The organism is Vibrio sp. 10N.222.51.C5, assembly GCF_041474575.1.
GTDB classification, from domain to species: domain Bacteria; phylum Pseudomonadota; class Gammaproteobacteria; order Enterobacterales; family Vibrionaceae; genus Vibrio; species Vibrio crassostreae_C.
In genome coordinates, this window is sequence record NZ_JBFRUJ010000007.1 from 73629 (window position 1) to 98758 (window position 25130).

Here is a 25130-nt window from a genome sequence, read left to right on the forward strand (position 1 = left end):
AAAGGGCCTTAATTGGCCCTTTTTCTTTCCTAACGTTTGGCAATTCCGTTACACTGATATTCAATTATTTGGAGGTGATATGCATTGTCCTTTTTGTTCAGAGAACGACACTAAAGTAATCGATTCAAGACTGGTAGCCGATGGCCATCAGGTTCGTCGTCGCCGTCAATGCCTTGCATGTAGTGAACGTTTTACTACGTTCGAATCGGCAGAACTTGTGATGCCTAAAGTCATAAAGTCGAATGGAAACCGCGAACCATTTAATGAAGATAAAATGGTGGGTGGTGTACAGCGCGCCCTAGAAAAACGCCCAGTGAGTGCTGACGCGATTGAACTTGCGATCAGTACGATTAAGTCACAACTCCGTGCAACTGGTGAGCGTGAAGTACCAAGCGAGATGATTGGTAATCTTGTGATGGGCCAATTGAAAGAATTGGATAAAGTGGCGTACATTCGTTTTGCCTCTGTTTACCGCAGCTTTGAAGACATCCGAGAGTTTGGCGAAGAAATCGCTAAATTAGAGGATTAACGCCTCAATCATGTCAAACTTTACTCCCCTAGATTTTCAAATGATGTCGCGTGCTATTCAATTAGCAAAACGCGGCATTTACACCACTGCCCCGAACCCTAATGTGGGTTGTGTCATTGTACAAACCGACGGTCAGATCGTTGGTGAAGGTTTTCACGCCAAAGCCGGTGAACCTCATGCTGAAGTACATGCCATGCGAATGGCTGGCGATAAGGCAAAAGGCGCGACGGCTTATGTCACGCTAGAGCCTTGTTCTCATTACGGTCGAACGCCGCCTTGTGCTGAAGGTTTGATTAAGGCTCAAGTAGCCAAAGTGATTTGTGCCATGCAGGACCCAAACCCAAAAGTCGCAGGTCGTGGTATCAAAATGCTACGCGATGCGGGTATTGAGGTTGAAATCGGTTTGCTAGAGCAAGACGCTCTCGACTTGAACCCTGCATTTATCAAGCGTATGCAAACTGGCATGCCATTCGTTCAGTTAAAGATGGCCGCTAGCCTTGATGGGCAAACGGCATTGGAAAATGGTCAAAGCCAGTGGATCACATCGCCAGAAGCGCGTCGTGATGTCCAGAACTACCGGGCAAAATCAGGCGCTGTGTTATCAACTAGCCAGACGGTGATTGAAGACAACGCGTCGTTGAATGTTCGTTGGGCAGAGTTGCCAAGCAGTATCAAAGATCATTACGCTGAAGACGAGCTGCGTCAGCCGATTCGCGTGATTCTTGATCGTCAAAATCAACTGCGTCCTGAGCTCAAGTTATTCCAAACTCCAACATCGGTATTGAGAGTCGCTGAAGCGTCTGCTGATATTGAAGTCGCAACCACAGATGCAGGTCAGCTCGATTTGCACGATCTGATGCGTCAATTACCTGCGAATCATATCGACCATATTTGGGTCGAAGCGGGCGCGACATTGGCAAAAAGCTTGATTGAAGAACAGCTGGTGGATGAGCTAATCCTCTATTTAGCACCTAAACTTATGGGCAGTGACGGACGAGGTTTGATGGGTGCATTAGGGCTCACTTCAATGTCTGACGTTATTGACCTAGAAATTAAAGATGTTCGACAGGTTGGTGTGGATATTCGCATCGTTGCGAAACCCGTATTTCGAAACAGATAGTAACGAAACCACAGTGGAAATAGTTACTCCAACTACATACGTGTCGTTGACAACAAAAAGAGTTTTAAAATGTTTACAGGAATTGTAGAAGCCGTAGGTACATTGAGTGCAATCACTCCCCGCGGAGAAGACATCACCGTAACGGTTAATGTTGGTAAGCTTGATATGGCTGACGTTAAGTTAGGCGACAGTATCGCTACCAATGGTGTGTGTTTGACAGTTGTTGAATATAACGACCACAGCTACAGTGCAGATCTTTCGCTTGAGACCCTGAAAAAAACGGGTTTTGTCGATTACCAAGCGGGCGATAAAGTTAACCTTGAGAAAGCAATGTTACCAACCACGCGTTTCGGTGGACATATAGTGTCTGGTCACGTTGATGGCGTGGGTGAGATTGTTGAACGTAACCAAGTTGGCCGTGCGATTGAATTCTGGGTAGAAATGCCAGCAGAAATCTCAAAATACGTGGCTCAAAAAGGCTCAGTAACAGTTGATGGCATTAGCCTGACTGTGAACGATTTACGTAAGAACGCATTCAAGCTGACTATCGTTCCTCATACTTCTTCAGAAACCACCATCGACCAATTCAATGTCGGTCGTAAAGTGAATCTAGAAGTTGATGTATTAGCACGTTACATGGAGCGTTTACTGCAAGGTCAGCAACAAGAATCTGAGCCTGAATCTCGATTAACGATGGAATTCTTACAGCAGAATGGTTTTGCCTAACCGTTGATACAAAGTGCGTTAAGCGAGACTTTGTAAAGCGAAGCAATATCATCAGGTTTAAATAGTGTCGGTTCTAGGAAGCAGAACCATTTCAAAGGATATAGAACAATGCCAATTAGTACTCCTCAAGAAATTATTGAAGACATTCGCCTAGGAAAAATGGTTATCCTGATGGATGATGAAGATCGCGAAAATGAAGGCGATCTGATCATGGCAGCAGAACATGTGACGCCAGAAGCGATTAACTTCATGGCGATGTACGGCCGTGGTTTAATTTGTCTGACGCTAACCAAAGAGCGTTCAAACCGCATGGGTCTAGCGCCTATGGTTCAAGATAACAACGCACAGTACACCACTAACTTTACTGTTTCGATTGAAGCGGCAGAGGGCGTAACAACGGGTATCTCTGCATCAGACCGTGCAGTGACGGTTCAAGCGGCAGTGGCGAAAGATGCGAAAGCGGCTGATCTTGTTCAACCTGGTCATATTTTCCCACTGACAGCGCAAGATGGCGGTGTTCTGACTCGCGCAGGACACACAGAAGCAGGTTGTGATTTAGCACGTCTTGCAGGCTGCGAGCCAGCATCGGTTATCGTTGAGATCCTTAACGACGACGGTACTATGGCTCGTCGCCCTGACCTTGAAGTGTTTGCTGAAAAACACGACATCAAGCTAGGCACGATTGCTGACTTGATTGAATACCGCAACAACACAGAAACAACGATTGAGCGTGTAGCACAATGCCATTTACCAACAGAGTTTGGTGATTTCGAGCTGGTGACTTACCGCGATACAATTGATAACCAGATCCACTACGCGATGCAAAAAGGCGACCTATCTGAAGGTGCTCCTTTGGTACGTGTTCACCTGCATGACACGTTCACCGATCTGCTTCATTCAGACCGTGGTACTGAACGCAGCTGGTCGCTAGATAAAGCGATGAAGCGTATTGGCGACGAAGGCGGTGTGTTGGTTATTCTTGGCAACGAAGAGTCGTCTGATTCTTTGATTCACAAAGTGAAGACATTCGAAGCGCAAGACAAGAACGAGCAGCCAACTATGGCGAAGAAGCAGGGTACCTCGCGTCGTGTTGGTGTCGGTTCTCAGATTCTTCAAGATCTAGGTGTGCACGATATGCGTCTGCTTTCTTCAAGCACTAAGCGTTACCACGCATTGGGTGGTTTTGGCCTTAACGTTGTTGAGTACGTTTGCGAATAAACCATGCGTTAGCAAGCAGACGTTTCTCCGTTTGTAGCAACATAATTTACCGATGATTTCAGTGGCTCTTTTGGTGATAAATCTTGCCAAAAGAGCAAAGTAGCCAAGTCCGACTCAAAACGTGTTCAACACACAAACTTGGTTACTCGCTGTTCCTATATGCTTGGGATCAGCGCTGCATTATCATCTTTACATTGCCGGTGTCTGTTCTTCTAAATTACCATTAGATATTGCTCACAGTTTTGTGCTAGAATCCGGCGATTCTCACTTGATGAAAATAGTTAAAGGAAGGCTTATGAAAGTGATCGAGGGTGGCTTCCCAGCGCCAAATGCAAAAATTGCTATCGTTATTGCTCGTTTCAACAGTTTTATTAACGAAAGTTTACTTTCTGGTGCAATCGATACTTTAAAGCGTCATGGACAAGTAAGCGAAGACAACATCACTGTTGTTCGTTGCCCTGGTGCAGTAGAACTTCCACTTGTAGCGCAGCGCGTTGCAAAAACAGGTAAGTTCGATGCGATTGTATCTCTTGGTACAGTAATTCGTGGCGGTACACCTCACTTTGACTATGTTTGTAGTGAATGTAATAAAGGTTTGGCACAAGTGTCTCTGGAATATTCTCTTCCAGTAGCGTTTGGTGTTCTTACTGTTGATACGATCGATCAAGCTATTGAACGCGCAGGAACCAAGGCTGGTAATAAGGGTGCAGAAGCAGCACTTAGCGCACTTGAGATGATCAACGTTCTTTCTGAAATCGATTCCTAATGGGGGCCAGTGTGAAACCAGCCGCACGTCGTAACGCACGTCAATTTGCTCTACAAGCAATTTATTCTTGGCAAATTACTAAAGAAAATATTGCTACCGTTGAAGAACAGTTCTTATCTGGTGGTAAGTACGATGAAGAAGAGCATCATGCTGCAGAGCCTGCTCTAGCTATGCCAGAAACAGACGTTGCATACTTCCGCGACCTACTAACTGGTGTTGCTCTTAGCCACATGGAACTTGATAGCAAGCTTCGTCCATTCGTATCTCGCCCTATGCAAGATCTGGATCTGATGGAACTAGCGCTTCTACGTTTAGCTATGTACGAGATGACTCGTCGCGAAGATGTACCATACAAAGTGGTTATCAACGAAGCTATCGAGCTTGCAAAAGTATTTGCAGCAGAAGACAGCCATAAGTTTGTTAACGGTGTGCTTGATAAAGCTGCACCGCACGTTCGTAAGAAATAAGACGTTCGTATGTTGAATCTAAAGGTCAGCTTTTATGCTGGCCTTTTTTGTAACTAAATTTCTGTAATATCCATGATTACGGCGATTTTTATGAGACTAAAGATAGGGCATGTGATGTCTGGCGAATTTAACCTGATTGAAAAATATTTTGTAAATCGACAACCACTACGTAAAGACGTTCTTCTAGCTGCTGGCGATGATTGTGCTTTGGTCAAAGCGCCGGGCAATGTTGAGATAGCGATCAGCACGGACACCTTAGTGGCTGGTACCCATTTCTTAGCTGAGGCGAATCCGGCTTGGGTGGCACACAAAGCGTTGGCTTCCAATATCAGTGACCTTGCTGCAATGGGCGCGACGCCTGCTTGGGTGTCTTTTGCTTTAACCATGCCTGAAATCGATGAAGCATGGCTTGCTCCCTTCTGTGACTCCTTTTTCAAGCTCGCTGACTACTTTGGTATTCAGTTAATTGGTGGTGACACAACCAAAGGGCCACTGAGTCTGACATTGACTGTACAAGGTTTTGTGCCAGAAGGTCGAGCACTGCGTAGAGATGGTGCTAAAGTGGGCGACTGGATTTACGTAACGGGTAACCTAGGTGATAGCAAAGCCGGCCTAGAAGTATTGCTTGAGCCAGAACAGAACAAAGTCAAACCTTATGCTCTTGAGCTTGAAGAAAGGCACTATATGAGCGTTCCTCGAGTATTGGCTGGTCAAGCGCTCGTGAACCTTGCTTCGTCTGCTATTGATATCTCTGACGGTGTTATTGCTGATTTAAAACATATCCTTAAGCGCTCTCAGGTTGGTGCGAGCATTGATGTGAGTACGCTGCCAATTTCTCCAGAACTACGCCAGTTCGCATCTGATATTGCTTCGGCTCAACAGTATGCGTTGACCAGTGGTGAAGAGTACGAACTGTGTTTTACTGTGCCGGAAGAGAATAAAGGTTCATTGGAAAGTGCTTTGTCACACACTGGAACAAAAGTCACCTGCATTGGCCAGATAAGACCTGTAGAATATTTTGAATTACACAATAATGGTGAACCACTGAGTTGGAACTTAACTGGTTACGATCACTTTAAGGTTAATTGATGACAAACCCACTTTCTCTTATTTCTCTTAAAAATCCTTGGCATTTCTTAGCAACGGGTTTTGGCAGTGGCTTATCGCCTATTATTCCCGGCACAATGGGCACGCTTGCGTCAATTCCGTTGTACCTATTGTTGGTTCAGCTACCGTTTCCTGCTTACGTAGCTGTGGTGGTGGTAAGCTGCATTATTGGTATTAAGATCTGCCAAGTAACGTCTGATGATATGGGCGTGCATGACCACGGTTCTATCGTTTGGGATGAGTTTGCGGGCTTTTGGATCACCATGAGCTTAGTGCCTATGCTGAATATCCCTGTCGATGACTGGAAATGGCTTCTGACTGGTTTTGTGCTTTTCCGCTTTTTTGACATGGTAAAACCATGGCCGATTGGTTGGCTAGATGCACGAATTCACGGCGGCTTAGGTATCATGATTGACGATATTGTAGCGGGTATTATGGCGGCTATTTCGTTGTATGCCGTGGCGCATTTCGCTGGTTGGTTAGTGTGAGCTAACTGAAAGATTAGGTTTAGTTGGCGATACACCAAACTAATTAGCAGATACTAAAAAGGTTGACCCTAGGGCCAACCTTTTTTGTTTTATCGCTTATGCCGTTTGCTTGTGAAAGCTATTTAGCAAGGTAGTCAGAGATAGACTTCTCAATGCCTTTCGCGTCCAAGCCAAGCTCTTCGTGCAGTTCGCCTTGCGTACCTTGAGCAATGAACTTGTCTGGTAGGCCAAGGTTCAATACTGGCATCAGCAGTTTCTCTTGCATCAAGAATTCAATCACACCTGCGCCCGCACCACCTGCAATCGCATTCTCTTCGATAGTCACCAGTACATCGTGGTCAGCAGCAAGTTGTTTGATCAGAGCTTCATCGAGCGGTTTTACAAAGCGCATATCTGCAACTGTCGCATCGATGGCGTCAGCGGCTTGAAGTGCACTCTCAAGGAAAGTACCGAAGCTTAGGATAGCGACTTTCGAACCATCTTTTACTTTTTCGCTTTCGCGAACGATACGACCTTTGCCAATCTCAAGCGCGGTAAAGTCACTTTGTATCTCAGTGCCCATACCATTACCGCGAGGGTAACGTACTGCACTAGGACCAGTGTGCTGGTGGCCTGTGTAAAGCATTTGGCGACATTCGTTCTCGTCGCTTGGTGCCATGATCACCATGTTTGGAATACAACGCATAAAGCTTAAGTCGAACGCACCTTGGTGTGTTTGACCATCAGCGCCGACAAGACCAGCACGGTCGATAGCGAACATGACCGGTAAGTCCATGATAGCCACATCGTGGATCAGTTGATCGTAACCACGTTGTAGGAACGTCGAGTAGATAGCGACTATCGGCTTATCACCCGCAATCGCCATACCCGTTGCTAGCGTCACAGCATGCTGCTCAGCAATCGCTACGTCGAAGTATTGTTCTGGGTACTCTTTCGAGAAACGCACCATGCCAGAGCCTTCACGCATTGCAGGCGTGATCGCCATTAGCTTAGGATCTTGCGCGGCCATATCACACAGGAAATCGCCAAAAATCTTAGAGAAAGTTGGTTTAGAGCTGGTGCTCTTAGGCAGACTTGAGTGTGCTGGATCGAATTTCGGTACACCGTGATAACCGATTGGATCTTTCTCAGCTGGCTCGTAGCCTTTGCCTTTCTTAGTCATGATGTGCAGGAACTGAGGGCCTTTTAGGTCTCTCATGTTCTTAAGCGTTTTAATCAGCTCATTGACATCGTGACCATCAATTGGGCCAATGTAGTTAAAGCCTAACTCTTCGAACATGGTGCCAGGGACAACCATGCCTTTTAGGTGTTCTTCTGTACGACGAACCAGCTCTTTAATCGGCGGAACGCCTGATAGCACTTTCTTGCCGCCCTCACGAATTGACGTGTAAAGACTGCCAGAAAGAACTTGAGCTAGGTGGTTGTTTAGCGCACCTACGTTTTCAGAGATCGACATCTCGTTATCGTTCAGGATAACCAGCATGTCATTGTGAATATCGCCCGCGTGGTTCATAGCTTCAAATGCCATACCCGCAGTAATCGCGCCATCACCAATCACACTCACGACTTTACGGTTCTTGCCTTCTTTCTTCGCACTGATAGCCATACCAAGTGCAGCACTGATCGACGTTGAAGAGTGACCAACAGAAAGAGTGTCGTATTCGCTCTCTTGACGCCATGGGAATGGGTGCAGTCCATCTTTTTGACGGATAGTCGACAGGCGGTCGCGACGACCTGTAAGAATTTTGTGCGGGTATGCTTGGTGGCCAACATCCCAAACCAACTGGTCAAAAGGCGTGTTGTACACATAATGCAGAGCAACTGTCAGCTCTACTGTACCTAAACCTGACGCTAAGTGACCACTTGACTGGCTCACTGAGTTAAGAAGATAGGTACGTAATTCATCACAAAGCTGTGTCAGCGTCTCTTTTGGAAGTAGACGCAAATCCTCTGGCTTATCAGCCAAAGCAAGAGTTGGGTACTTTGATATATCAAGAGTCATAGGTAATGCGCGCTTATTGTCTTAGTTCTTGCGCTCGATGACGTATCGGGCGAACTCTTCGAGTAACTGGGTATTGTATGGGATTGCTGCCAAAGCTTGAAGCGCTTCCTGTAGCAGAGTTTGCGCTTTTTCTTGAGCACCCTCTAAACCTAACAAAGAAGGGTAGGTGCTTTTGTTCAATTCTTGGTCAGAACCCTGTGGTTTACCCAAAGTTTCAGTATCGCCAGTGATATCTAAAATATCATCTTGAACCTGGAATGCTAATCCAATGGCATCGGCGTACTTGTCTAATTGAGGCATCACTTCAAGCGCTTTTTCACCAGCAGCAAGCGCACCTAAACGAATCGCACATTTCATTAGCGCGCCCGTTTTATTGCGGTGAACTTCTTCTAACTCTTCTAGCGTGACAGAGCGGTTTTCAGCTTCAATATCAAGTGCTTGTCCAATACACATACCTTGTGCACCAGAGGCTTCAGCTAGGCGTTGAATCATTCGAACGCGATTGCTTTCACCGTCAGCACTTAATGTACCTTCCGCAAGTATAGTAAACGCGAGAGTTTGTAGTGCATCGCCCGTTAAAATTGCCGTTGCTTCATCGTATTTGATGTGACAAGTCTGATGGCCACGACGCAGTTCATCGTCGTCCATTGCTGGAAGGTCGTCGTGAATCAGAGAATAGGCATGAATACATTCGATTGCAGATGCTGGAGTGTCGAGTTCTTCATCGGTGCAGCCGAGCATTTCCCCTGTAATGTAGACAAGAAATGGACGCGCGCGTTTACCGCCTAAAAGTAACCCATAACGCATCGCGTTGATCAGGTTCTGATTTTGGTGTGGCAGGCGATCAAGCCAAAGATTCAGTTGCTCGTTATTACGTGCTTGATAAGACAATAAAGTCTCGATCATAGGGGATCTCATACAATTCGTTATTCTGGTTGTAGGTTAAAGTCACTAAGTTCTGCGTTTTCATCATTTTGCAGTAGGATGCTAACACGCTGTTCAGCATCATTTAGTTTGCTTTGACCGGCACGAGCGAGGGAGATGCCTCGTTCGAACTTTTTCAGCGCATCATCTAAAGCTAGATCACCATTTTCTAGTTGATCAACCAAGCCATCAAGCTCTTCGATTGCTGCTTCAAAGCTCATATTTTCAGGTTTCTTAGTAGCCATAATAAATCTGCGTTTGGAAAGATGAACGAACGTTACCCTAGGCCGCTGAGATGGTCAAATGTAACCAAGAAATTTTGCTAGAAAGTTCGTTTTTAAGGGGCTTGAACGCACTTTGCTTGAATAACCTTAGCTTTATCGAGTTTATGCGCTACGTATAAGAGCAAAGTAAGCCAATAGTTGGGATTCAAAAACGAAAAGTGTGATACTTAGGCCAAGAATTTACTAAAAGATCTTATAGTCTTGCCGATACAAAGATTATCGTCGACATAGAGCTACAAAAAAGCATGAGGAGTGCTCAGTGGATTTAGCAACCCTAATAGGTTTGATTGGTGGATTTGCCTTTGTAATTATGGCAATGATCCTAGGTGGAAGCCTCGGGATGTTCTATGACACGACATCCATTTTGATCGTAGTTGGTGGCTCAACTTTTGTTGTTCTAATGAAGTTCACCATGGGACAGTTCTTTGGTGCGACTAAAATCGCAGGCAAAGCTTTTATGTTTAAAGCGGACGAGCCTGAAGATCTTATCGCTAAGATTGTAGAAATGGCTGATGCGGCTCGTAAAGGTGGTTTCTTAGCACTGGAAGAGATGGAAATTAACAACAGCTTCATGCAAAAGGGCATCGACCTATTGGTGGATGGCCATGATGGCGATGTAGTTCGTGCTGCATTGCAAAAAGACATCGCACTAACCACAGAGCGTCACGAGCAAGGCGCGAAAGTGTTCTCTGCATTTGGTGATGTTTCCCCTGCGATGGGCATGATTGGTACCTTGGTTGGTCTGGTTGCGATGCTTTCGAACATGGATGATCCAAAAGCGATCGGTCCGGCGATGGCGGTAGCACTTTTGACCACTCTATATGGTGCGATTCTTTCGAACATGGTGTTCTTCCCTATTGCTGACAAGCTTGCGCTGCGTCGAGACCAAGAGACACTCAACCGTCGTTTGGTTATGGATGGCGTACTCGCGATTCAAGATGGTCAGAACCCACGAGTAATCGATGGTTACCTGAAGAGCTACCTAAACGAAGGTAAGCGTACGATTGATGGTGAACCTGCGTAAGAGGAGTTGAAGATGGACGAAGAAAATCCATGTAAATGTCCTCCTCCGGGGTTGCCTCAATGGATGGGGACATTTGCTGACTTGATGTCACTGCTGATGTGTTTCTTCGTACTGCTGCTCTCATTCTCTGAGATGGACGTACTGAAGTTCAAACAGATCGCTGGCTCGATGAAATTTGCGTTTGGTGTACAAAACCGCTTGGAAGTGAAAGACATTCCCAAAGGCACCAGCATCATTGCACAAGAGTTCCGTCCAGGTCGCCCAGAGCCGACACCGATTGATGTGATCATGCAGCAGACGATTGATATTACGCAGCAAACGCTTGAATTTCATGAAGGTGAATCTGAGCGTGCTGGCGGTACCATGCGTGACCAAGGCAAGATGACCGGAGGCAAGTCGCCAGAAGTCTCGACTCACGACAATCAAAACTCTGAGTCAGACCAACAGCAACAACAAGCTGAAGCTCAATCGCAAGAGATGGAAACCTTGATGGAAAGCATCAAGAAGGCGTTGGAACGAGAGATCGACCAAGGCGCGATTGAAGTTGAAAATCTTGGCCAGCAGATTGTGATTCGAATTCGTGAGAAGGGTGCATTCCCATCGGGTTCTGCTTTCCTACAGCCTAAGTTCCGACCTTTGGTGAGACAGGTGGCTGAACTGGTTAAAGATGTTCCGGGTATTGTCCGAATCTCAGGGCATACCGATAATCAACGTCTTGATTCTGAGCTCTATCGCTCTAATTGGGACTTGTCATCACAGCGAGCGGTGTCTGTTGCTCAAGAGATGGAAAAGGTGCGTGGTTTCTCTCATCAACGCTTGAGAGTACGTGGCATGGCGGATACCGAGCCAGTCGAGCCGAACGATACTGAATGGCAACGTAGCCTCAACCGCCGCGTTGAAATCAGCATCATGCAGGGTGAGCCGCTTTACAGTGACGAAGTACCTGTTATTACTGAATAGCCTATACGTGCTCACGCGGTAGCATGCAGATAGCATCGAAAGCCCAATCTTATAATGAGGTTGGGCTTTTTGTTTGCTGGTCTTCAATGGTTCTCTGCGGCATTTATGTCGTTTCGAAACCTGCTACTGTTAATAACAAGCGGTTTAATGATGGTGTTACAGCAAGCACTCTTTTCCTTGCTTCACTTTCTCATGTATAATTCGCGCCCTTAGATTTAGATATGATCTATTCTTGCTTCAAGTGCTGTGTAAATTCTCTAATTTACTTGGCGATGAGCGTTTTCAAAATTTTGAACATTAATGTTGTGAAAGTACTATGAAATTTATTGTTAAGCCCCATCCGGAAATTTTTGTAAAAAGTGAATCGGTGCGTAAGCGCTTCACAAGGATTCTAGAGTGCAACATTCGTAACGTTATTCAACGTCGCTGTGAAAGTGTTGCGGTATTCAACCGTCGCGATCATATTGAAGTGACGTCTGAGAGTGACCAGTACTACGCAGAAGTGTTAGAGGCTCTGACTCACACTCCAGGTATTCACCACTCTCTTGAAGTTCAACAGTCTGAATTCAAAGACTTGCACGATATTTACGAGCAAGTACTAGAACGCAGCCGTGCTGACATTGAAGGCAAGACTTTCTCTGTACGTGCTAAGCGTCGTGGTAAGCATGACTTTACCTCTATTGAACTTGAGCGCTACGTAGGCGGCGGTCTAAACCAAGCAGTTGAGTCAGCGAAAGTTCGACTTAAGAACCCTGATGTAACCGTTAAGGTTGAAGTGGCTAACGACAAGCTAAACCAAGTTCTAGCTCGTCACAAAGGCCTCGGTGGCTTCCCTCTTGGTACTCAAGAAGATCTACTGAGCTTGATCTCTGGCGGCTTTGATTCTGGTGTTTCAAGCTACCTGCACATCAAACGCGGCTCTAAGGTTCACTACTGTTTCTTCAACCTTGGTGGCCCAGCGCACGAGATTGGTGTTAAACAAGTGGCTCACTACCTATGGAATAAATACGGCTCATCTGCAAAGGTGAAGTTCATTTCTGTAGACTTTGAACCTGTGGTTGCTGAAATCCTTGAGAACGTAGAAGACGGCCAAATGGGCGTTGTTCTTAAGCGTATGTTCATGCGTGCTGGTGGTATGGTTGCAGACAAGTTCAAGATCGAAGCGTTGGTTACTGGTGAAGCACTAGGTCAGGTATCAAGCCAAACGCTAACTAACCTGCGTCACATCGACAACGTGACAGATACTTTGATTCTTCGTCCGCTTATCAACTGGGATAAAGAAGACATCATCGACCTTTCTCGTATCATCGGTACTGAAGACTTCGCTAAGGTAATGCCTGAGTACTGTGGTGTTATTTCTAAGAAGCCAACAGTGAAAGCGAAGAAAGGCAAACTGGAAGCAGAAGAAGCTAAGTTTAACTTTGAAGTGCTGGATCAAGTGATCGAGAACGCTCGTGTTATGGATATCCGTGACATCGAGAAAGAGAGCCAAGAGCAAGCGCCTGAAGTTGAACAAGTTCAAGCTGTTGCTGAGCACGCTATCGTTCTTGATATCCGTAGCCCAGAAGAAGAAGACGAAAGCCCATTAGAGATCGAGGGTGTTGAAATTAAACACATCCCATTCTTCAAGCTTTCGACTCAGTTTGGCGACCTAGACCAAGCGAAAGAGTACTTGCTGTACTGTGACCGTGGTGTAATGAGCCGTCTACAGGCACTTTACCTACAAGAGCAGGGCTTCCATAACGTTAAGGTTTACCGCCCATAGTGGTGTGTTGACCAAGCGTTAATCATTTTGCAAAGCCGTTTACTGAAAAGTAAGCGGCTTTTTTATTTTCTATTGTGAATGATTTACAGTAGTCAGACAGAGGCGGGAGTTTGGGCGTGCTATCGTCATGCTCAGCTTTGAAATTTTTGATTGATAGAAAGAGTGTGTTCTAAACGGGTTTATAAGTACCGAAGAAGTGTGAGTATCTTGAAGTATTCTGTTACTTTTTAGTGCAACTCAATGGTGCTATTTGTATGTGTTCAGTTGATTATTTGAGTGGGTGTCTGATTCTGTGATTGGCGATGAAAAATAATAAAGATTAATTAGCACAGCTATTGATAAACTTGTTGTTACATTTCTTTGCACATAAAAAAACACCGCCCATAAGGCGGTGTAAACAAATTTGACAGACAGGTCAAAATAAATACAGGAAGTACATGCCTCGTTTCAGTATAAACTGCAACAAAACATTTGGTAGAACTCTACCCAACTCGAAAAGAACGAGTTTGCAAACACAACATCGCAGGAGCTAAGCCAATTGATTCTAGAGAGAATCAAGCCGTTCAGGCTAGCTGCTGCGGGATGAAATATAGAATTTCTCTGGCTGCTAGGCAATGGACAAATTATAATGTTTCAGATAAAAAAAACTAATGCTTATTTAGAGAGTAACTATGTCTCGTCGATTACCCCCATTAAACTCGCTAAGAGTGTTTGAAGCTGCAGCTCGACACTTGAGTTTTACGCGTGCTGCAGAAGAGTTGTTTGTTACTCAAGCGGCAGTCAGTCATCAGATCAAAGCGCTTGAAGAATTCTTATCTTTGAAGCTGTTTCGCCGAAGAAACCGCTCTTTGCTGCTAACTGAAGAAGGTCAAAGCTACTTCTTAGATATCAAAGATATTTTCACATCACTAGCAGAAGCGACAGACAAAGTGCTGGAGCGAAGTGAGAAGGGCGCATTGACCATCAGTTTACCGCCGAGTTTTGCTATTCAATGGTTGGTACCAAGGCTCGCTGACTTTAATCAGCAAGAGCCTGATATTGATGTAAGAATCAAAGCCGTTGATATGGATGAAGGCTCGCTAACCGATGATGTAGACGTCGCTATCTATTATGGCCGAGGTAATTGGTCGGGGCTTAGAGCCGATAAGCTTTACCAAGAATACTTGATCCCTCTTTGCTCACCTTCCGTGCTGCTAGGAGCTAAACCTTTAGAATCTCTCAGTGATTTGGCATGTCATACGCTACTGCATGATACATCTCGAAAGGATTGGAAACAGTTTGCTAAGCAAAATGGTATTGATGGGGTAAACGTTAATCATGGCCCTATCTTCAGTCACTCAACCATGGTATTGCAGGCGGCCGCTCACGGGCAAGGTATTGCTTTGGGTAATAATGTGTTGGCGCAACCTGAAATCGAAGCAGGTCGTTTGATTGCACCTTTTGATGAAGTGTTGGTAAGTAAGAACGCCTTCTATGTAGTGTGTCATGAGAAACAAGCTGACATGGGGCGTATTGCGACTTTCCGTGATTGGATGTTGGCGAAAGCGCAAAGTGAACAAGAGGACTTACTTGATGAATAACCTCATCATTGATGGTGAAGACAACCCAATAACCTTTATCTTTGCACATGGTGCTGGCGCAGGTATGGATCATGAGTTCATGCAGTCGGTAGCAAAAGGGTTGGCGTTTAAAGGGATACGAGTGATTCGTTTTAATTTCCCTTACATGATCAAACGTGCTGAAGATGGTAAGCGTCGTCCACCTGATCGAGCCCCTAAACTGCTCGAAGCTTACCAAGATATTATCGGACAGGTAGATGCCGATAAGCTTGTGATTGGCGGTAAGTCGATGGGAGGACGTATGGCGAGCCATTTGTCTGAAGTTGATAAGGTGGCTGCAATGGCCTGTTTAGGCTTTCCTTTTCATCCGCCAGGCAAACCAGAGAAATACAAAGGTGAGCACTTGGCTGAGTTAGCAAAGCCGTGTCTTATTCTGCAGGGTGAACGTGATACCTTTGGTAAGCGAGAAGAGTTTGCTGATTTCGACCTGTCGGATTCGATTCGTGTTGAGTTTATTCCTGATGGCGATCACAGCTTTAAGCCTCGTAAGAGCTCTGGCTACACCGAACAGCAGAACATAGCGTTAACCGTTGAGAAACTATCGGCGTTTATCAAAGAGGTGCTTAATGAGAAGTAAGTATTTACTCACTTTTGCAGGTATCTCTGGCGCAATAGCCGTAATGCTAGGTGCCTTCGCCGCTCACGGGTTAAAAGCTGTCTTGCCAGAGTATCTGCTAGGCGTGTTTGAGACAGGTGTTCAGTACCAGTTTATCCATACACTAGCAATATTGGCGTGTGGTGCTCTGCTACAGATGAAACTTGGTGCTAAATCACAAAAATATTTTTTCATTGCGGCAATTTGCTTTATCATCGGCATCCTTTGTTTTAGTGGCAGCCTTTATGGCTTAGCACTGACAGGAATAAAATGGTTTGGCCCTATAACACCGTTTGGTGGTCTACTATTTATCATTGGTTGGGGAGTCTTCTCCTTCGCTGCTTTGAATATAAAAGAGGTAACTCAGTGAAACACGTACTACTTTATTGTCGCTCTGGTTTTGAAAAAGAATGTGCTGGCGAAATTCAAGACAAGGCAACACAACTGGAAGTGTTTGGTTTTCCTCGCCTAAAGAACAATACAGGTTTTGTATTGTTTGAATGTTACCAAGCAGGTGAAGCGGACAAGTTGATCAAAGAGATCGATTTCCAATCACTGATCTTTGCTCGTCAAATGTTGGCAGTGGCTGTTGAAATTAAAGACCTGCCAACCGATGACCGTATTTCTCCAATTCTTGAGGCGCTTTCTGAGAAAGAAGGTTTCCCTCGTTGTGGTGATATCCGTATTGAAACGCCAGATACTAACGAAGCAAAAGAGCTTTTGAAGTTCTGCCGTAAATTTACCGTGCCGATGCGTCAAGCGATGCGTGGTAAAGGCCTGATGACAGCGAAAGATAACGCTAAGAAGCCTGTGCTTCATTTATGCTTTATCGCTCCGGGTCACTGTTTTGTCGGTTACTCCTACCCAACGAACAACTCACAGTTCTTTATGGGTATCCCTCGTCTGAAATTCCCATCAGATGCGCCAAGCCGTTCTACATTGAAGCTAGAAGAAGCATTCCACGTATTCATCCCTCGTGATGAGTGGGACGAGCGTCTGGCTCCAGGCATGTGGGGTGTTGATTTAGGAGCGTGCCCAGGTGGTTGGACTTACCAATTGGTTAAGCGCTCGATGTTCGTTCACTGTGTTGATAACGGCATGATGGCAGATAGCCTAATGGAAACGGGTCAAATTAAGCACCACATGGTGGATGGCTTTAAGTTTGAACCAGACCGTAAGAACGTAACTTGGATTATCTGTGACATGGTTGAGAAGCCAGCTCGTGTTGCACACCTTATGGGTGAGTGGATCATTAAAGGCTGGGCGAAAGAAGCACTGTTCAACCTTAAGCTGCCTATGAAAGGCCGTTACGATGAAGTACTGCAAGATATCGAGAACCTAAAAGTGTTCCTTATTGAGAACAAAGTGAAGTTCAAGATGCAGGCTAAGCACCTTTACCACGATCGCGAAGAGATCACGGTTCATATTCAGGCGCTTTCAAACATCTCACCGCACTAATACGCGGTTAATGAACATAAAAAAACGCTCCTTGTTAGGAGCGTTTTTTTGTATCAATATTATCGAGTCACAGCGACTTAAGAGCTTGCTTCGTAACGAATATCTTGCAGGTTGAACCCTAAATCAATATCGGTTTTGAGTGCCGATACTTGCTTACATACACGAGCGGATTCGATGTGTTCGTCGAACTTCTTACGATATTTTTTCGGCAGATCTTCTGCTTGATAGGCCGCTTCGATATCTGGGTAAGTGGTCAATATCTCTTTGGCTGCTTTTGGCCCGATACCTGGGATGCCCGGTACTTGGCTTGAGCTTACGCCCGTTAATCCCCAGTAATCCGCCAGTTGTTCAGGTTTAACGCCAAACTCAGCTTCGATAAAGGGTTTATCTAACCAGCGGTGCTGGAAGTAATCTCGGATCTGCAGAGTGGGTGATAGCAGCTGGCAATACCCTTTGTCTGTCGAGATGATGGTGACGGTTTCTCCGTGGTCAGCCACTTTCTTTGCCAGTGTTGCGACGAGATCATCCGCTTCATCGCCATCAGACAGCAGTGAATCAATGCCTAACTCCCACCAAGCTTGTTGAATAGCATCAAGGCCTTTCATCAATGGCTCAGGCATGGGTTTACGGTTCTGCTTATAAGCAGGAAGCACATCTGCGCGCCAACCACGGTCTTGTAAATGGTGATCAAATACCGCGATGATGTGGGTAGGCTTTGATTCATTCAGAATCTTATTGAGAGTGCGAGTTGTGGTGGTAATGGTTCTTGCTATATCGGTTGGATCCGGCTGAACAGAGTGCACGCGTCGGATGAGGTTTAAGGCATCGATAATAACAAGATGGATAGACATAAGTTTCCACTAAATAGGCAATAAAAAAGGGGGCTGCTAGCCCCTTATAGTAACGTATCACTTGGTGAGTTGAAACGTTGGTAACGTAAACGCCTTAATCACGTGAGGCGATTTTATAGCAAGGCACGTAGTCGGTCCCTCCCGGTAACTTCATTCGATGTTGCTCAACAAAGTCATTCAGCAGTTGGTCCATCTTGGTCATTAGCTCTTTGTCGCCATCAATTAGGAATGGGCCGTGCTTCTCGATCTCCAGAATACCCTCTGCTTTGACGTTACCAGCCACAATGCCTGAGAACGCTTTACGTAAATTAGCGGCTAGGCTTTCTGTTTTTTGGTCCATATGAAGATCAAGCGCCGCCATAGATTCGTGTGTTGGGTCGAATGGCAGTTGGAACTCAGGCTCAATATGCAGTGACCAGTTGTAGCTGTAGGCATCACCGGTCTCTTTACGGTGAGAACGCACATCTGGCATCGCTTGTTTCATGATTTTCGCAGCGCGTGCTGGGTCATCAATCACGATCTCGTAATGTTTCTGAGCATCAGGCCCTAGAGTTTCCCCAATGAACTTATCGATTGAGCGGAAGTAAGCCTCACTCTCTTTCGAGCCCGTTAACACAATCGGCATTGGCTGTTCGGCGTTATTCGGGTGCATCATGATCCCTAAGATGTACAGCAGCTCTTCGGCCGTGCCGGGGCCGCCTGGGAAAATGATGATGCCATGTGCCATACGAACAAACGCCTCAAGACGCTTCTCAATATCTGGCATGATCACCAGTTCGTTGACGATTGGGTTTGGTGGCTCAGCCGCAATGATCGAAGGCTCGGTAAGCCCAAGATAACGATGATCGGTGTAACGCTGCTTCGCGTGACCAATGGCAGCCCCTTTCATTGGGCCTTCCATTGCACCCGGTCCACAACCGGTACAGATATTCAGTTCACGGAGGCCGAGCTCATTACCGACTTCACGAGTGTATTGGTATTCGCTGGCATTAATAGAGTGACCACCCCAACATACAATCAGGTTAGGCTCGATGCCTGGCGTCAACGCACCTGCATTTCTCAAGATACCAAACACAAGGTTAGTAATGTGAGTGGCATTAGTCAGGTTGAGCCTTTGGTTATCGGCTAATTGCATGTTGACGTAAACAATGTCACGCAGCACTGAAAATAGGTGCTCTTGAATACCCTTGATGATTTCACCATCGACAAAGGCATGCTCTGGTGGGTTGCTTAGTTCGAGCTTAATACCACGCTCACGGCGAACGACTTCGACATCGAACGACAGATATTTGTCGAGCAACTCTTTGGAGTTGTCGGTATGGCTACCCGAGTTCAGGACCGCTAACGTACAGTTGCGATACAGTTGGTACAGATCACTAGACGCGGTTTTCTTAAGACGCTCAACCTCAAGTTGAGAGAGTAAATCCATGCTACCGGCAGGGCTGATATGAGTGATCATAGTGCCTCCTTGTTGAAAAGAGCAGAGGACGTTGAAGTGACCCTCTGGCTCGAGAGTGAGAAGCAAACGTTGAAAGTGTTTGGTTAAAGGTGGGGGAGAGTTAACCAGACGAAACGGATACGACAGCGTTGCTTGCCAAGAATGCTTGTTAAGCGAATGTTAATCATTAGCTTAGCAAACATTGAGGGAAATGGTATGTGATAAGTATTTGAAAAAATGAAATAAATTAAATCTAGGGCTGGCCTAGTGCCAAACAAGTTGGTTATTACCGCGTTGTTTTGCTTTATTTAGTGTTGTATTGAGTCGCTCTAACACTTCTTCAGGTGTATCTGACTCTTTAAACTGAGTACTTGCCGCGCATAAAGTAATCGTGATTTGTTGGTCACGGAACTTAAAGGGTAAGCGGCTTACTTGAGTTTGAATGTTTTGAATCACTTGGTGACAATATTCATCGGTTTGCTCTGGCAATAGTAAGACAAATTCTTCACCTGAAAAACGCGCCACAGTATCGGTCGTGCCTGCTTCTTTGGTGATGGTTCTTGCGATGATCTTAAGCGCTTTATCGCCGGCGGTATAACCAAAGCTATCGTTAATGGCTTTGAAGTTGTCGATGTCCAGAAGTACTACGCGCAGTGAGTGTTGTGCGCGGATCCAGCGGCGATACTCAAGCTCTAAGCGATCAGTAAAGGCAGTGCGATTGTAAACCTTGGTTAGAGGATCAAGCAGCATACGCTGAGCCTGATCTTCCAAGCGCTTACGGTAATCTTGCGTCACTTCATAGAGTGAATCTAACTGAGTCTTTCCGTAACTCATTCTCTCTATCAGAGCTTGTTCTTTTTGCTCTGCGTGGTTCAGCCTTTCCGAAAGAGAGGCGATTTCACTGAGTAGCGGATTAATCGACAGCTTTAAACTATCAATATCTTTCGCTTTATCTACCGAGCTTTGGCTTCTAGTGACTAGTTCATTTAACTCAGAGTTTAGACCTTGTCGGTGCTCAAAGTAGCTCTGGCTCTGGTCGGCATTTTGGTCTGCCGTTTTGATGCTGGACGCTAAAGAAGAATTAAGCTGATCGATGAATTGTTCAGACTTCTTACGTTCTAGGTTGGTGCCTTCAATAACCAGTTTGAGGATCTGAAGTGTTAGCTCAAGTAGGTTTTGTGTGGAAACACCAAGCAGCAGCTTCGCTCGAATATCGGTAAGCAGATCACCCGATTCACCCTCGAAGTCGAGTTCAGTGATCAGATGTTGTAGTTCGTTTGATAGGTCGGAAAGGAGCTCTTGTTCCGGAGAGTGCGCAGCGTCAGCAAAATGGGTGCGTGAGTTATTCGCCATAATCTTTATGGCACGCTCATAAATACCGAGAAGTTTCATGGCGTGGTCGACTTTCTGACTGCCATTGCATTCGGAGAAGCTAAGTAAGTTTCGTAGGTCGCGTTTGAGCTGTGCTGGAAGGCCAGTTATGCGCTGCAGCGTTTCCCCACTGTGCTTAATGCTATCGTCCAGATACCCGTTCTGTTTATCCATAGCCAACGTTTTCTGCTTAAGCATCCTTTCTAATACTGCCAGTTTTGGGATCATTGAGCTAATGTCTTTTTGCTTTTCTAGCTCTTCCCTAAGGGCAATGAGGTTTTCATCTAAATGGCTGTTACTACCAACACATGCATCACTTAAAGACGTGACGATACGCTTTAGAACTTTCTGTTCTCTAATAAACTTGAACGAGGTGTCTCTTTGCGTCAAACGGACCTGCTCCAACTGAGATTTCAGCTGGTGGAGTTGCGCCTGAATGTCTTTTTCAAGAATGCCCATAGATGTATTTATTAGCGCCGCGTAGACCGATCTCGATCATTTTGATGAAATTCCGTTACATCGATAATAACAAAACTAAAAATAAGGTCACGACTTGCTGCTCTTAACCGCTCGCAAATCAGTCATCTTTTAGCATTTTTTTGATGTTGTCCTCATTCTGGTACGAGGATTGTATTTTTATTAACCCTTGATTAATCGCATGTTTACACGCTTCTCTTATGTTACCAGTTGCAAGGCTCGCTGCTGGTGCATTATCGATAGCTTTTAGATAGACCCATTGGCTACTGCGCTCTTTGAGACTGATCTCACGGGCGAGATTGGTCGACATCAACAATACGTCGAGCAGCTCTTGATCGTTAATTGCGGTGTAAGCGCGTGGCAAGAATGGGTAGTCAGCGATGCCCATACGGACCGTTCGGTTGATGTTTCGCTCTGTTTCGAAGTCATTCACCCAAGACTGAATCTTTCTGAACATGTCCTCAGGCGACAAATCACGGTCCGCGTTTGGCTCGATATAAAGCAGGTTCGCATCCGAGAAGTGGTAGACACGAGCTGGGCCTTCAAGCTTAGATTTTAGGAATTCACCGAAAGCGTCTTCCAGTTCTAGACCGGCTTTGTAACCGTTCTGCGTGTACATATTGCGTAAGAACGGTAAATCAATCATCACGAAGCGTAAGCGGTCGTTGAGTGGCTCATGAATCAATTCGCCAAGTTGCCACTGTTCGAAGGTCTGGCTGGTTTGTTCTAGCGAATTGGACAGCTTGGCATTCAGCATTCTGAGGTTCGGGAGCTTTGAACGTGAGTGCGTAAATAGGTCGGTGCGTAGTGAGTCGACTTCTTTGGCTAAGGTTTGAATGAGGTAGCCACGGCGAAGCACAAAGAAGAACAAGATAATACTGAACAAGAATAGGGCGAACGATATTTTCTGGAACTTGCGATGCTCTAGTTTGTACTTTTCTAGCTCTTGCGCTTGGCCTGCGTAGTGCAGGGTTTGTTCGGCAAATTCTTTCTGTTGACGGAACGCGTCTTCGCCAACACGGTTGAGTTTTTGCTGCTCTAGAGAGACAAGGCTGTTGTATTGCTTGAGGTTTGCCAATGCTTGCTGTGGACGACCTGCCTGTTCATAACCCAAAGAAAGTAAGTAGTACGAGCGTTGTGAAAGGCGCATGTTCTCTATCTGGCGTGAGATCTCAAGTGCACGTGTCGCATGCTTTATCACGTCTTCGCTTTCTTGTAGGTGATACGCTAACCCTGCAGATAACAGTGCAGCACGGCCTTCCAGCTTTGGAATGTCGGTATATTCCAGCAGCTCAAGGGCACGGGTTAGGTACTGTTCTGCTAGAGGGTAGTTATAAAGGCGTAAGTAGGTCGCCGATAGACTTAGTCGGATATCAATGACTTGGTGGATATCTCGGTCAGTGCTTTCGTGATCAAGAACGTTGAAGAAGTGTACCAAGGCAAGGTTATATTTCCCTTGATAGAAGTACACATCCCCCATTTTCTTAAGCACTTGTGCTAAGACAGGCGAGTTTTCAAAGTTGTCATAGAAATCAGCGGCTTGAGATAGGTGTTCTAACGCTTTATCCAACACTTGGCGCTCAAAGAAAAGCTGCGCAAGTAGGCGGTTGACCTTGGCCAAACGTGAACTTAGATTGCCCTCTACTGATTTCCAGTAGCCATACAACAACTCGGATAACGCGTGGTTGTACTCTTTGTGAGTCAGATAAAACTCGCCGACGGAGATATGGTAGTCGATGGTGACTTTTTCAGAGTAACGTTGATCGAGATAGGTTTTGGCTTCTTGATAGAACTTTTCGGCTTCATCGATCTTGTTGTCGTAAGAGGCGATGTCGGCTTTCAACATGATCAAGCGATAGGTAATGCCTTCCGTTAAGCGTAAGGTTTTATTCACCGACTCTAGATTTGTTTCAATGTTAGTGAGCTCTGATTTTGCTTTGGCTGATTTTCTATCACTCAGCCAAAGTAAGCGAACTTTTAGGATCTGAAGATCTATTTTTAGGTAATCAAGCTTATAGGTTTGCGCTAGCTCGGAGGCTTTGTCGATGTGCTGAATCGCAATACGCATATTGCCAAGGTTGTATTCCGCTTTGGCTAAGATCTTATACGCATCGATACTGCTGTTTGGTGTTCGAATCGAGGAGTCTGTCTCTTCGCGAGAAATAGCTGAAGGGCTTTTCTCGCGTTGATCAGAAAGGACACGCAGCGTTAGGTAGCTGTTGGCCATTTGTTTTGCTTGGCTCGGCTCGATCTCAACCAAATTATTGGCTTCATTGAGTAGCGCCGACGAATAAACCGACGCATTGACCGATGTGCTTAAGCTTAAAATAAATAGACTAACAACGTATAACCAACGCATTTCAATGTCCCTTTAAAGATTTGGTAGGTTCAAATAAGTGTGGGTGGTTCTCGCCTGATTATTGGCGAGCCATACGCTTATTGTGGCTTGGTCTATCTTGCTCTGTTGAACGGTATGGGTTGATATCCAGACCACCACGACGTGTGTAACGTGCGAACACAGTTAGCTTCGAAGGTGCACAGTATTTCATGATGTCAGTGAAGATACGCTCAACACATTGTTCGTGGAATTCATTGTGCTCACGGAAAGAAACTAAATAGCGTAGCAGAGCTTCACGGTCAATTTGCTTACCAGAATATGCGATCTCAACGCTGCCCCAATCCGGTTGATTGGTGATCAAACAGTTCGACTTCAATAGGTGGCTGTGCAGTGTTTCTTCAACGTCTTGTTCGCCAGCAGCGCCTTCAAGCAGCGACGCTTCAAAGTCGTAGCTAGTGATTTGGATGTCTTGGTTGTCGATACAGTCACCTGCCATCGTCACGATAGGTTGGTTAGTGTAGTCGGTTACTGAGTTTACATTCACAATCACCGTTTCGCCTGCACATGCCGACAAATCTTGGGTCAGGCGCTCGGTTACTTGATCCCAGTTTTCAAATTGAGTCTGGTTGTAGCTGTTCAGGTACAGCTTGAAAGATTTTGATTCAATTAAATTTGGGCTGGTTGCTGGGATGAAAACTTCACCGACAGCCACTTGTGGTAGACCATTGGTGTTTAGCCACGAAAGCTCGTACATCGTCCAAATATCATGACCAACAAAAGGCAGCTCGCCGTTTAGCGCAAGATCATCGCGATTAAGGCTACGAGGCACTGGTTGCAATAAACTTGCATCGTATTGGTTAGAGTACTCAGTTTTTTGGCCAAGGGTTAAACCCGCTAGCTCTTTTGCGTCAGAATATTTGCTCATACTTTCGTTTCAAATTCGATTAGAATGGGGGCGATTTTACTGAATCCCCCTTACCCTGTCATTAAGTCATCGCTTTATCGGCGCGGAAAGGGCTCGGATTCTATTTATTATTTTGTGTTTAGGAGATTTTCATGACTCAACGTGCTCAAGACGCACTACTTTCTTTTAGTCAGCGATACGTTGACGCGTGGCAGCAGAAACACCAAAGCTTACCTCGTAATGAGGAGTTGGTGGACATCGTATCGCCATGCGTAGAAGAAAAGAGTGGCGATGCCGTGTTGTGGAAGCACTATCCACGTGAGCAATTCGCGGATTTCACCAACGTTGAAACCGGTATTGAGTTGACTCTGCATGAAGACATCAAAACTTTCTACGGCGCACAATTCAGCGCAGATATGAACGCAACTTTCGATGGTAACGAATTGACTCTGTTACAGATTTGGAGTGATGAAGACTTCGAATGCCTACAAGAAAACATTTTGGGTCACCTAGTAACTCAGCGTCGCTTGAAGCTAAAACCAACGGTTTTCATTGCCGCGACCGATGCTGAGCTGGATGTTATCTCTATCTGTAACCTAACGGGTAACGTGATTTTGGAGCGCTTAGGTACCAAAAATCGTGATGTGCTCGCCGAGACATTGGCAGAATTTTTAGAAAAGCTACAACCAGCGGTATAAA

Annotated in this window: 24 protein-coding genes; 16 read left to right on the top strand and 8 right to left on the bottom strand. The window is 45.6% G+C overall.

The features are described from left to right. Positions 1-79: 79 nt before the first annotated feature. The 8 genes from nrdR (at position 80) to pgpA (ending at position 6421) form a co-directional block, all read left to right on the top strand. The gene (gene nrdR / locus AB4558_RS02145; protein WP_004734394.1) at positions 80-529 is read left to right on the top strand and encodes a transcriptional regulator NrdR; all 450 of its coding nucleotides are present in this window, start codon (positions 80-82) and stop codon (positions 527-529) included. Positions 530-569: 40 nt separating this feature from the next. Next, the gene (ribD, locus tag AB4558_RS02150) at positions 570-1649 is read left to right on the top strand and encodes a bifunctional diaminohydroxyphosphoribosylaminopyrimidine deaminase/5-amino-6-(5-phosphoribosylamino)uracil reductase RibD (RefSeq protein WP_372157888.1); all 1080 of its coding nucleotides are present in this window, start codon (positions 570-572) and stop codon (positions 1647-1649) included. A 69-nt stretch (positions 1650-1718) separates the two neighbouring features. Then, on the top strand, positions 1719-2375 hold the full coding sequence (locus AB4558_RS02155; RefSeq protein ID WP_010436361.1) for a riboflavin synthase: 657 nt from the start codon (positions 1719-1721) through the stop codon (positions 2373-2375). Between the two features lie 108 nt (positions 2376-2483). Continuing rightward, positions 2484-3593 (top strand): bifunctional 3,4-dihydroxy-2-butanone-4-phosphate synthase/GTP cyclohydrolase II, encoded by a 1110-nt coding sequence (gene ribBA, locus AB4558_RS02160; protein ID WP_017060784.1) that lies wholly within the window; start codon positions 2484-2486, stop codon positions 3591-3593. Between the two features lie 295 nt (positions 3594-3888). Continuing rightward, positions 3889-4359 carry a 6,7-dimethyl-8-ribityllumazine synthase gene (ribE, locus tag AB4558_RS02165; RefSeq protein ID WP_004741508.1) on the top strand — a complete coding sequence of 157 codons (471 nt, stop codon included), beginning with the start codon at positions 3889-3891 and terminating at the stop codon, positions 4357-4359. Further along, positions 4359-4826: a transcription antitermination factor NusB gene (nusB, locus tag AB4558_RS02170; protein ID WP_004734399.1), complete on the top strand. Its 468-nt coding sequence runs from the start codon at positions 4359-4361 to the stop codon at positions 4824-4826. The genes ribE and nusB overlap by 1 nt, the downstream gene beginning before the upstream one ends. A gap of 114 nt (positions 4827-4940) precedes the next feature. Next, on the top strand, positions 4941-5915 hold the full coding sequence (thiL, locus tag AB4558_RS02175; protein WP_372157933.1) for a thiamine-phosphate kinase: 975 nt from the start codon (positions 4941-4943) through the stop codon (positions 5913-5915). Continuing rightward, positions 5915-6421, top strand: a complete 507-nt coding sequence (pgpA, locus tag AB4558_RS02180; protein ID WP_050619963.1) for a phosphatidylglycerophosphatase A — start codon at positions 5915-5917, stop codon at positions 6419-6421. Before thiL ends, pgpA begins: the two co-directional genes overlap by 1 nt. 118 nt (positions 6422-6539) lie before the next feature. Here the strand turns inward: pgpA and dxs are convergent, their stop codons facing one another. From dxs to xseB, 3 genes are read right to left on the bottom strand one after another with little or no spacing between them, the layout of a single operon-like run. Next, complete coding sequence (gene dxs / locus AB4558_RS02185; RefSeq protein WP_061038707.1) at positions 6540-8423, bottom strand: 1-deoxy-D-xylulose-5-phosphate synthase; 1884 nt, start codon at positions 8421-8423, stop codon at positions 6540-6542. Between the two features lie 21 nt (positions 8424-8444). After that, entirely contained in the window at positions 8445-9329 is an 885-nt protein-coding gene (gene ispA / locus AB4558_RS02190) for a (2E,6E)-farnesyl diphosphate synthase (RefSeq protein ID WP_372157892.1), read from the bottom strand. Positions 9330-9349: 20 nt separating this feature from the next. Next, entirely contained in the window at positions 9350-9592 is a 243-nt protein-coding gene (gene xseB / locus AB4558_RS02195) for an exodeoxyribonuclease VII small subunit (RefSeq protein WP_372157895.1), read from the bottom strand. 298 nt (positions 9593-9890) lie between these two features. On the opposite strand from xseB, the gene pomA reads away from it, so the two are divergent. The 7 genes from pomA to rlmM all read left to right on the top strand — a co-directional run bounded on the left by pomA (position 9891) and on the right by rlmM (position 17052). Beyond that, positions 9891-10655: a flagellar motor protein PomA gene (gene pomA, locus AB4558_RS02200; RefSeq protein WP_081229496.1), complete on the top strand. Its 765-nt coding sequence runs from the start codon at positions 9891-9893 to the stop codon at positions 10653-10655. Between the two features lie 12 nt (positions 10656-10667). After that, positions 10668-11615: a flagellar motor protein MotB gene (locus AB4558_RS02205; protein ID WP_372157898.1), complete on the top strand. Its 948-nt coding sequence runs from the start codon at positions 10668-10670 to the stop codon at positions 11613-11615. Positions 11616-11931: 316 nt separating this feature from the next. Next, on the top strand, positions 11932-13380 hold the full coding sequence (gene thiI, locus AB4558_RS02210; protein ID WP_029235325.1) for a tRNA uracil 4-sulfurtransferase ThiI: 1449 nt from the start codon (positions 11932-11934) through the stop codon (positions 13378-13380). A gap of 671 nt (positions 13381-14051) precedes the next feature. Continuing rightward, on the top strand, positions 14052-14960 hold the full coding sequence (locus tag AB4558_RS02215; RefSeq protein WP_017063339.1) for a transcriptional regulator GcvA: 909 nt from the start codon (positions 14052-14054) through the stop codon (positions 14958-14960). Then, positions 14953-15576 (top strand): alpha/beta fold hydrolase, encoded by a 624-nt coding sequence (locus AB4558_RS02220; protein ID WP_017069501.1) that lies wholly within the window; start codon positions 14953-14955, stop codon positions 15574-15576. Before AB4558_RS02215 ends, AB4558_RS02220 begins: the two co-directional genes overlap by 8 nt. Next, positions 15566-15964 carry a DUF423 domain-containing protein gene (locus tag AB4558_RS02225; protein ID WP_017069500.1) on the top strand — a complete coding sequence of 133 codons (399 nt, stop codon included), beginning with the start codon at positions 15566-15568 and terminating at the stop codon, positions 15962-15964. Before AB4558_RS02220 ends, AB4558_RS02225 begins: the two co-directional genes overlap by 11 nt. After that, positions 15961-17052, top strand: a complete 1092-nt coding sequence (gene rlmM, locus AB4558_RS02230; RefSeq protein ID WP_017070491.1) for a 23S rRNA (cytidine(2498)-2'-O)-methyltransferase RlmM — start codon at positions 15961-15963, stop codon at positions 17050-17052. Before AB4558_RS02225 ends, rlmM begins: the two co-directional genes overlap by 4 nt. A 77-nt stretch (positions 17053-17129) precedes the next feature. On the opposite strand, the gene xni is transcribed toward rlmM, so the two are convergent. From xni to queF, 5 genes are all read right to left on the bottom strand, one after another. Beyond that, positions 17130-17903 carry a flap endonuclease Xni gene (xni, locus tag AB4558_RS02235; RefSeq protein ID WP_372157902.1) on the bottom strand — a complete coding sequence of 258 codons (774 nt, stop codon included), beginning with the start codon at positions 17901-17903 and terminating at the stop codon, positions 17130-17132. A gap of 94 nt (positions 17904-17997) precedes the next feature. Then, positions 17998-19362: a nucleotide 5'-monophosphate nucleosidase PpnN gene (gene ppnN, locus AB4558_RS02240; protein ID WP_372157905.1), complete on the bottom strand. Its 1365-nt coding sequence runs from the start codon at positions 19360-19362 to the stop codon at positions 17998-18000. 243 nt (positions 19363-19605) lie between these two features. Further along, on the bottom strand, positions 19606-21171 hold the full coding sequence (locus AB4558_RS02245) for a GGDEF domain-containing protein (RefSeq protein WP_081229491.1): 1566 nt from the start codon (positions 21169-21171) through the stop codon (positions 19606-19608). Positions 21172-21289: 118 nt separating this feature from the next. Further along, positions 21290-23548: a tetratricopeptide repeat protein gene (locus AB4558_RS02250; RefSeq protein WP_102393215.1), complete on the bottom strand. Its 2259-nt coding sequence runs from the start codon at positions 23546-23548 to the stop codon at positions 21290-21292. Positions 23549-23606: 58 nt separating this feature from the next. Next, positions 23607-24452 carry an NADPH-dependent 7-cyano-7-deazaguanine reductase QueF gene (gene queF, locus AB4558_RS02255; protein WP_171732499.1) on the bottom strand — a complete coding sequence of 282 codons (846 nt, stop codon included), beginning with the start codon at positions 24450-24452 and terminating at the stop codon, positions 23607-23609. Positions 24453-24583: 131 nt separating this feature from the next. Here queF and syd point away from each other — a divergent pair, with 131 nt between their 5' ends. Beyond that, positions 24584-25129: a SecY-interacting protein gene (gene syd, locus AB4558_RS02260; RefSeq protein WP_050633962.1), complete on the top strand. Its 546-nt coding sequence runs from the start codon at positions 24584-24586 to the stop codon at positions 25127-25129. Position 25130 lies beyond the last annotated feature (1 nt).

Bases quoted from the DNA above. Each gene is read 5' to 3' on its own strand.
- nrdR (WP_004734394.1), top strand. From the start codon at position 80: ATGCATTGTCCTTTTTGTTCAGAGAACGACACTAAAGTAATCGATTCA.
- ribD (WP_372157888.1), top strand. From the start codon at position 570: ATGATGTCGCGTGCTATTCAATTAGCAAAACGCGGCATTTACACCACT.
- AB4558_RS02155 (WP_010436361.1), top strand. From the start codon at position 1,719: ATGTTTACAGGAATTGTAGAAGCCGTAGGTACATTGAGTGCAATCACT.
- ribBA (WP_017060784.1), top strand. From the start codon at position 2,484: ATGCCAATTAGTACTCCTCAAGAAATTATTGAAGACATTCGCCTAGGA.
- ribE (WP_004741508.1), top strand. From the start codon at position 3,889: ATGAAAGTGATCGAGGGTGGCTTCCCAGCGCCAAATGCAAAAATTGCT.
- nusB (WP_004734399.1), top strand. From the start codon at position 4,359: ATGGGGGCCAGTGTGAAACCAGCCGCACGTCGTAACGCACGTCAATTT.
- thiL (WP_372157933.1), top strand. From the start codon at position 4,941: ATGTCTGGCGAATTTAACCTGATTGAAAAATATTTTGTAAATCGACAA.
- pgpA (WP_050619963.1), top strand. From the start codon at position 5,915: ATGACAAACCCACTTTCTCTTATTTCTCTTAAAAATCCTTGGCATTTC.
- dxs (WP_061038707.1), bottom strand. From the start codon at position 8,423: ATGACTCTTGATATATCAAAGTACCCAACTCTTGCTTTGGCTGATAAG.
- ispA (WP_372157892.1), bottom strand. From the start codon at position 9,329: ATGATCGAGACTTTATTGTCTTATCAAGCACGTAATAACGAGCAACTG.
- xseB (WP_372157895.1), bottom strand. From the start codon at position 9,592: ATGGCTACTAAGAAACCTGAAAATATGAGCTTTGAAGCAGCAATCGAA.
- AB4558_RS02205 (WP_372157898.1), top strand. From the start codon at position 10,668: ATGGACGAAGAAAATCCATGTAAATGTCCTCCTCCGGGGTTGCCTCAA.
- thiI (WP_029235325.1), top strand. From the start codon at position 11,932: ATGAAATTTATTGTTAAGCCCCATCCGGAAATTTTTGTAAAAAGTGAA.
- AB4558_RS02215 (WP_017063339.1), top strand. From the start codon at position 14,052: ATGTCTCGTCGATTACCCCCATTAAACTCGCTAAGAGTGTTTGAAGCT.
- AB4558_RS02220 (WP_017069501.1), top strand. From the start codon at position 14,953: ATGAATAACCTCATCATTGATGGTGAAGACAACCCAATAACCTTTATC.
- AB4558_RS02225 (WP_017069500.1), top strand. From the start codon at position 15,566: ATGAGAAGTAAGTATTTACTCACTTTTGCAGGTATCTCTGGCGCAATA.
- xni (WP_372157902.1), bottom strand. From the start codon at position 17,903: ATGTCTATCCATCTTGTTATTATCGATGCCTTAAACCTCATCCGACGC.
- ppnN (WP_372157905.1), bottom strand. From the start codon at position 19,362: ATGATCACTCATATCAGCCCTGCCGGTAGCATGGATTTACTCTCTCAA.
- AB4558_RS02245 (WP_081229491.1), bottom strand. From the start codon at position 21,171: ATGGGCATTCTTGAAAAAGACATTCAGGCGCAACTCCACCAGCTGAAA.
- AB4558_RS02250 (WP_102393215.1), bottom strand. From the start codon at position 23,548: ATGCGTTGGTTATACGTTGTTAGTCTATTTATTTTAAGCTTAAGCACA.
- queF (WP_171732499.1), bottom strand. From the start codon at position 24,452: ATGAGCAAATATTCTGACGCAAAAGAGCTAGCGGGTTTAACCCTTGGC.
- syd (WP_050633962.1), top strand. From the start codon at position 24,584: ATGACTCAACGTGCTCAAGACGCACTACTTTCTTTTAGTCAGCGATAC.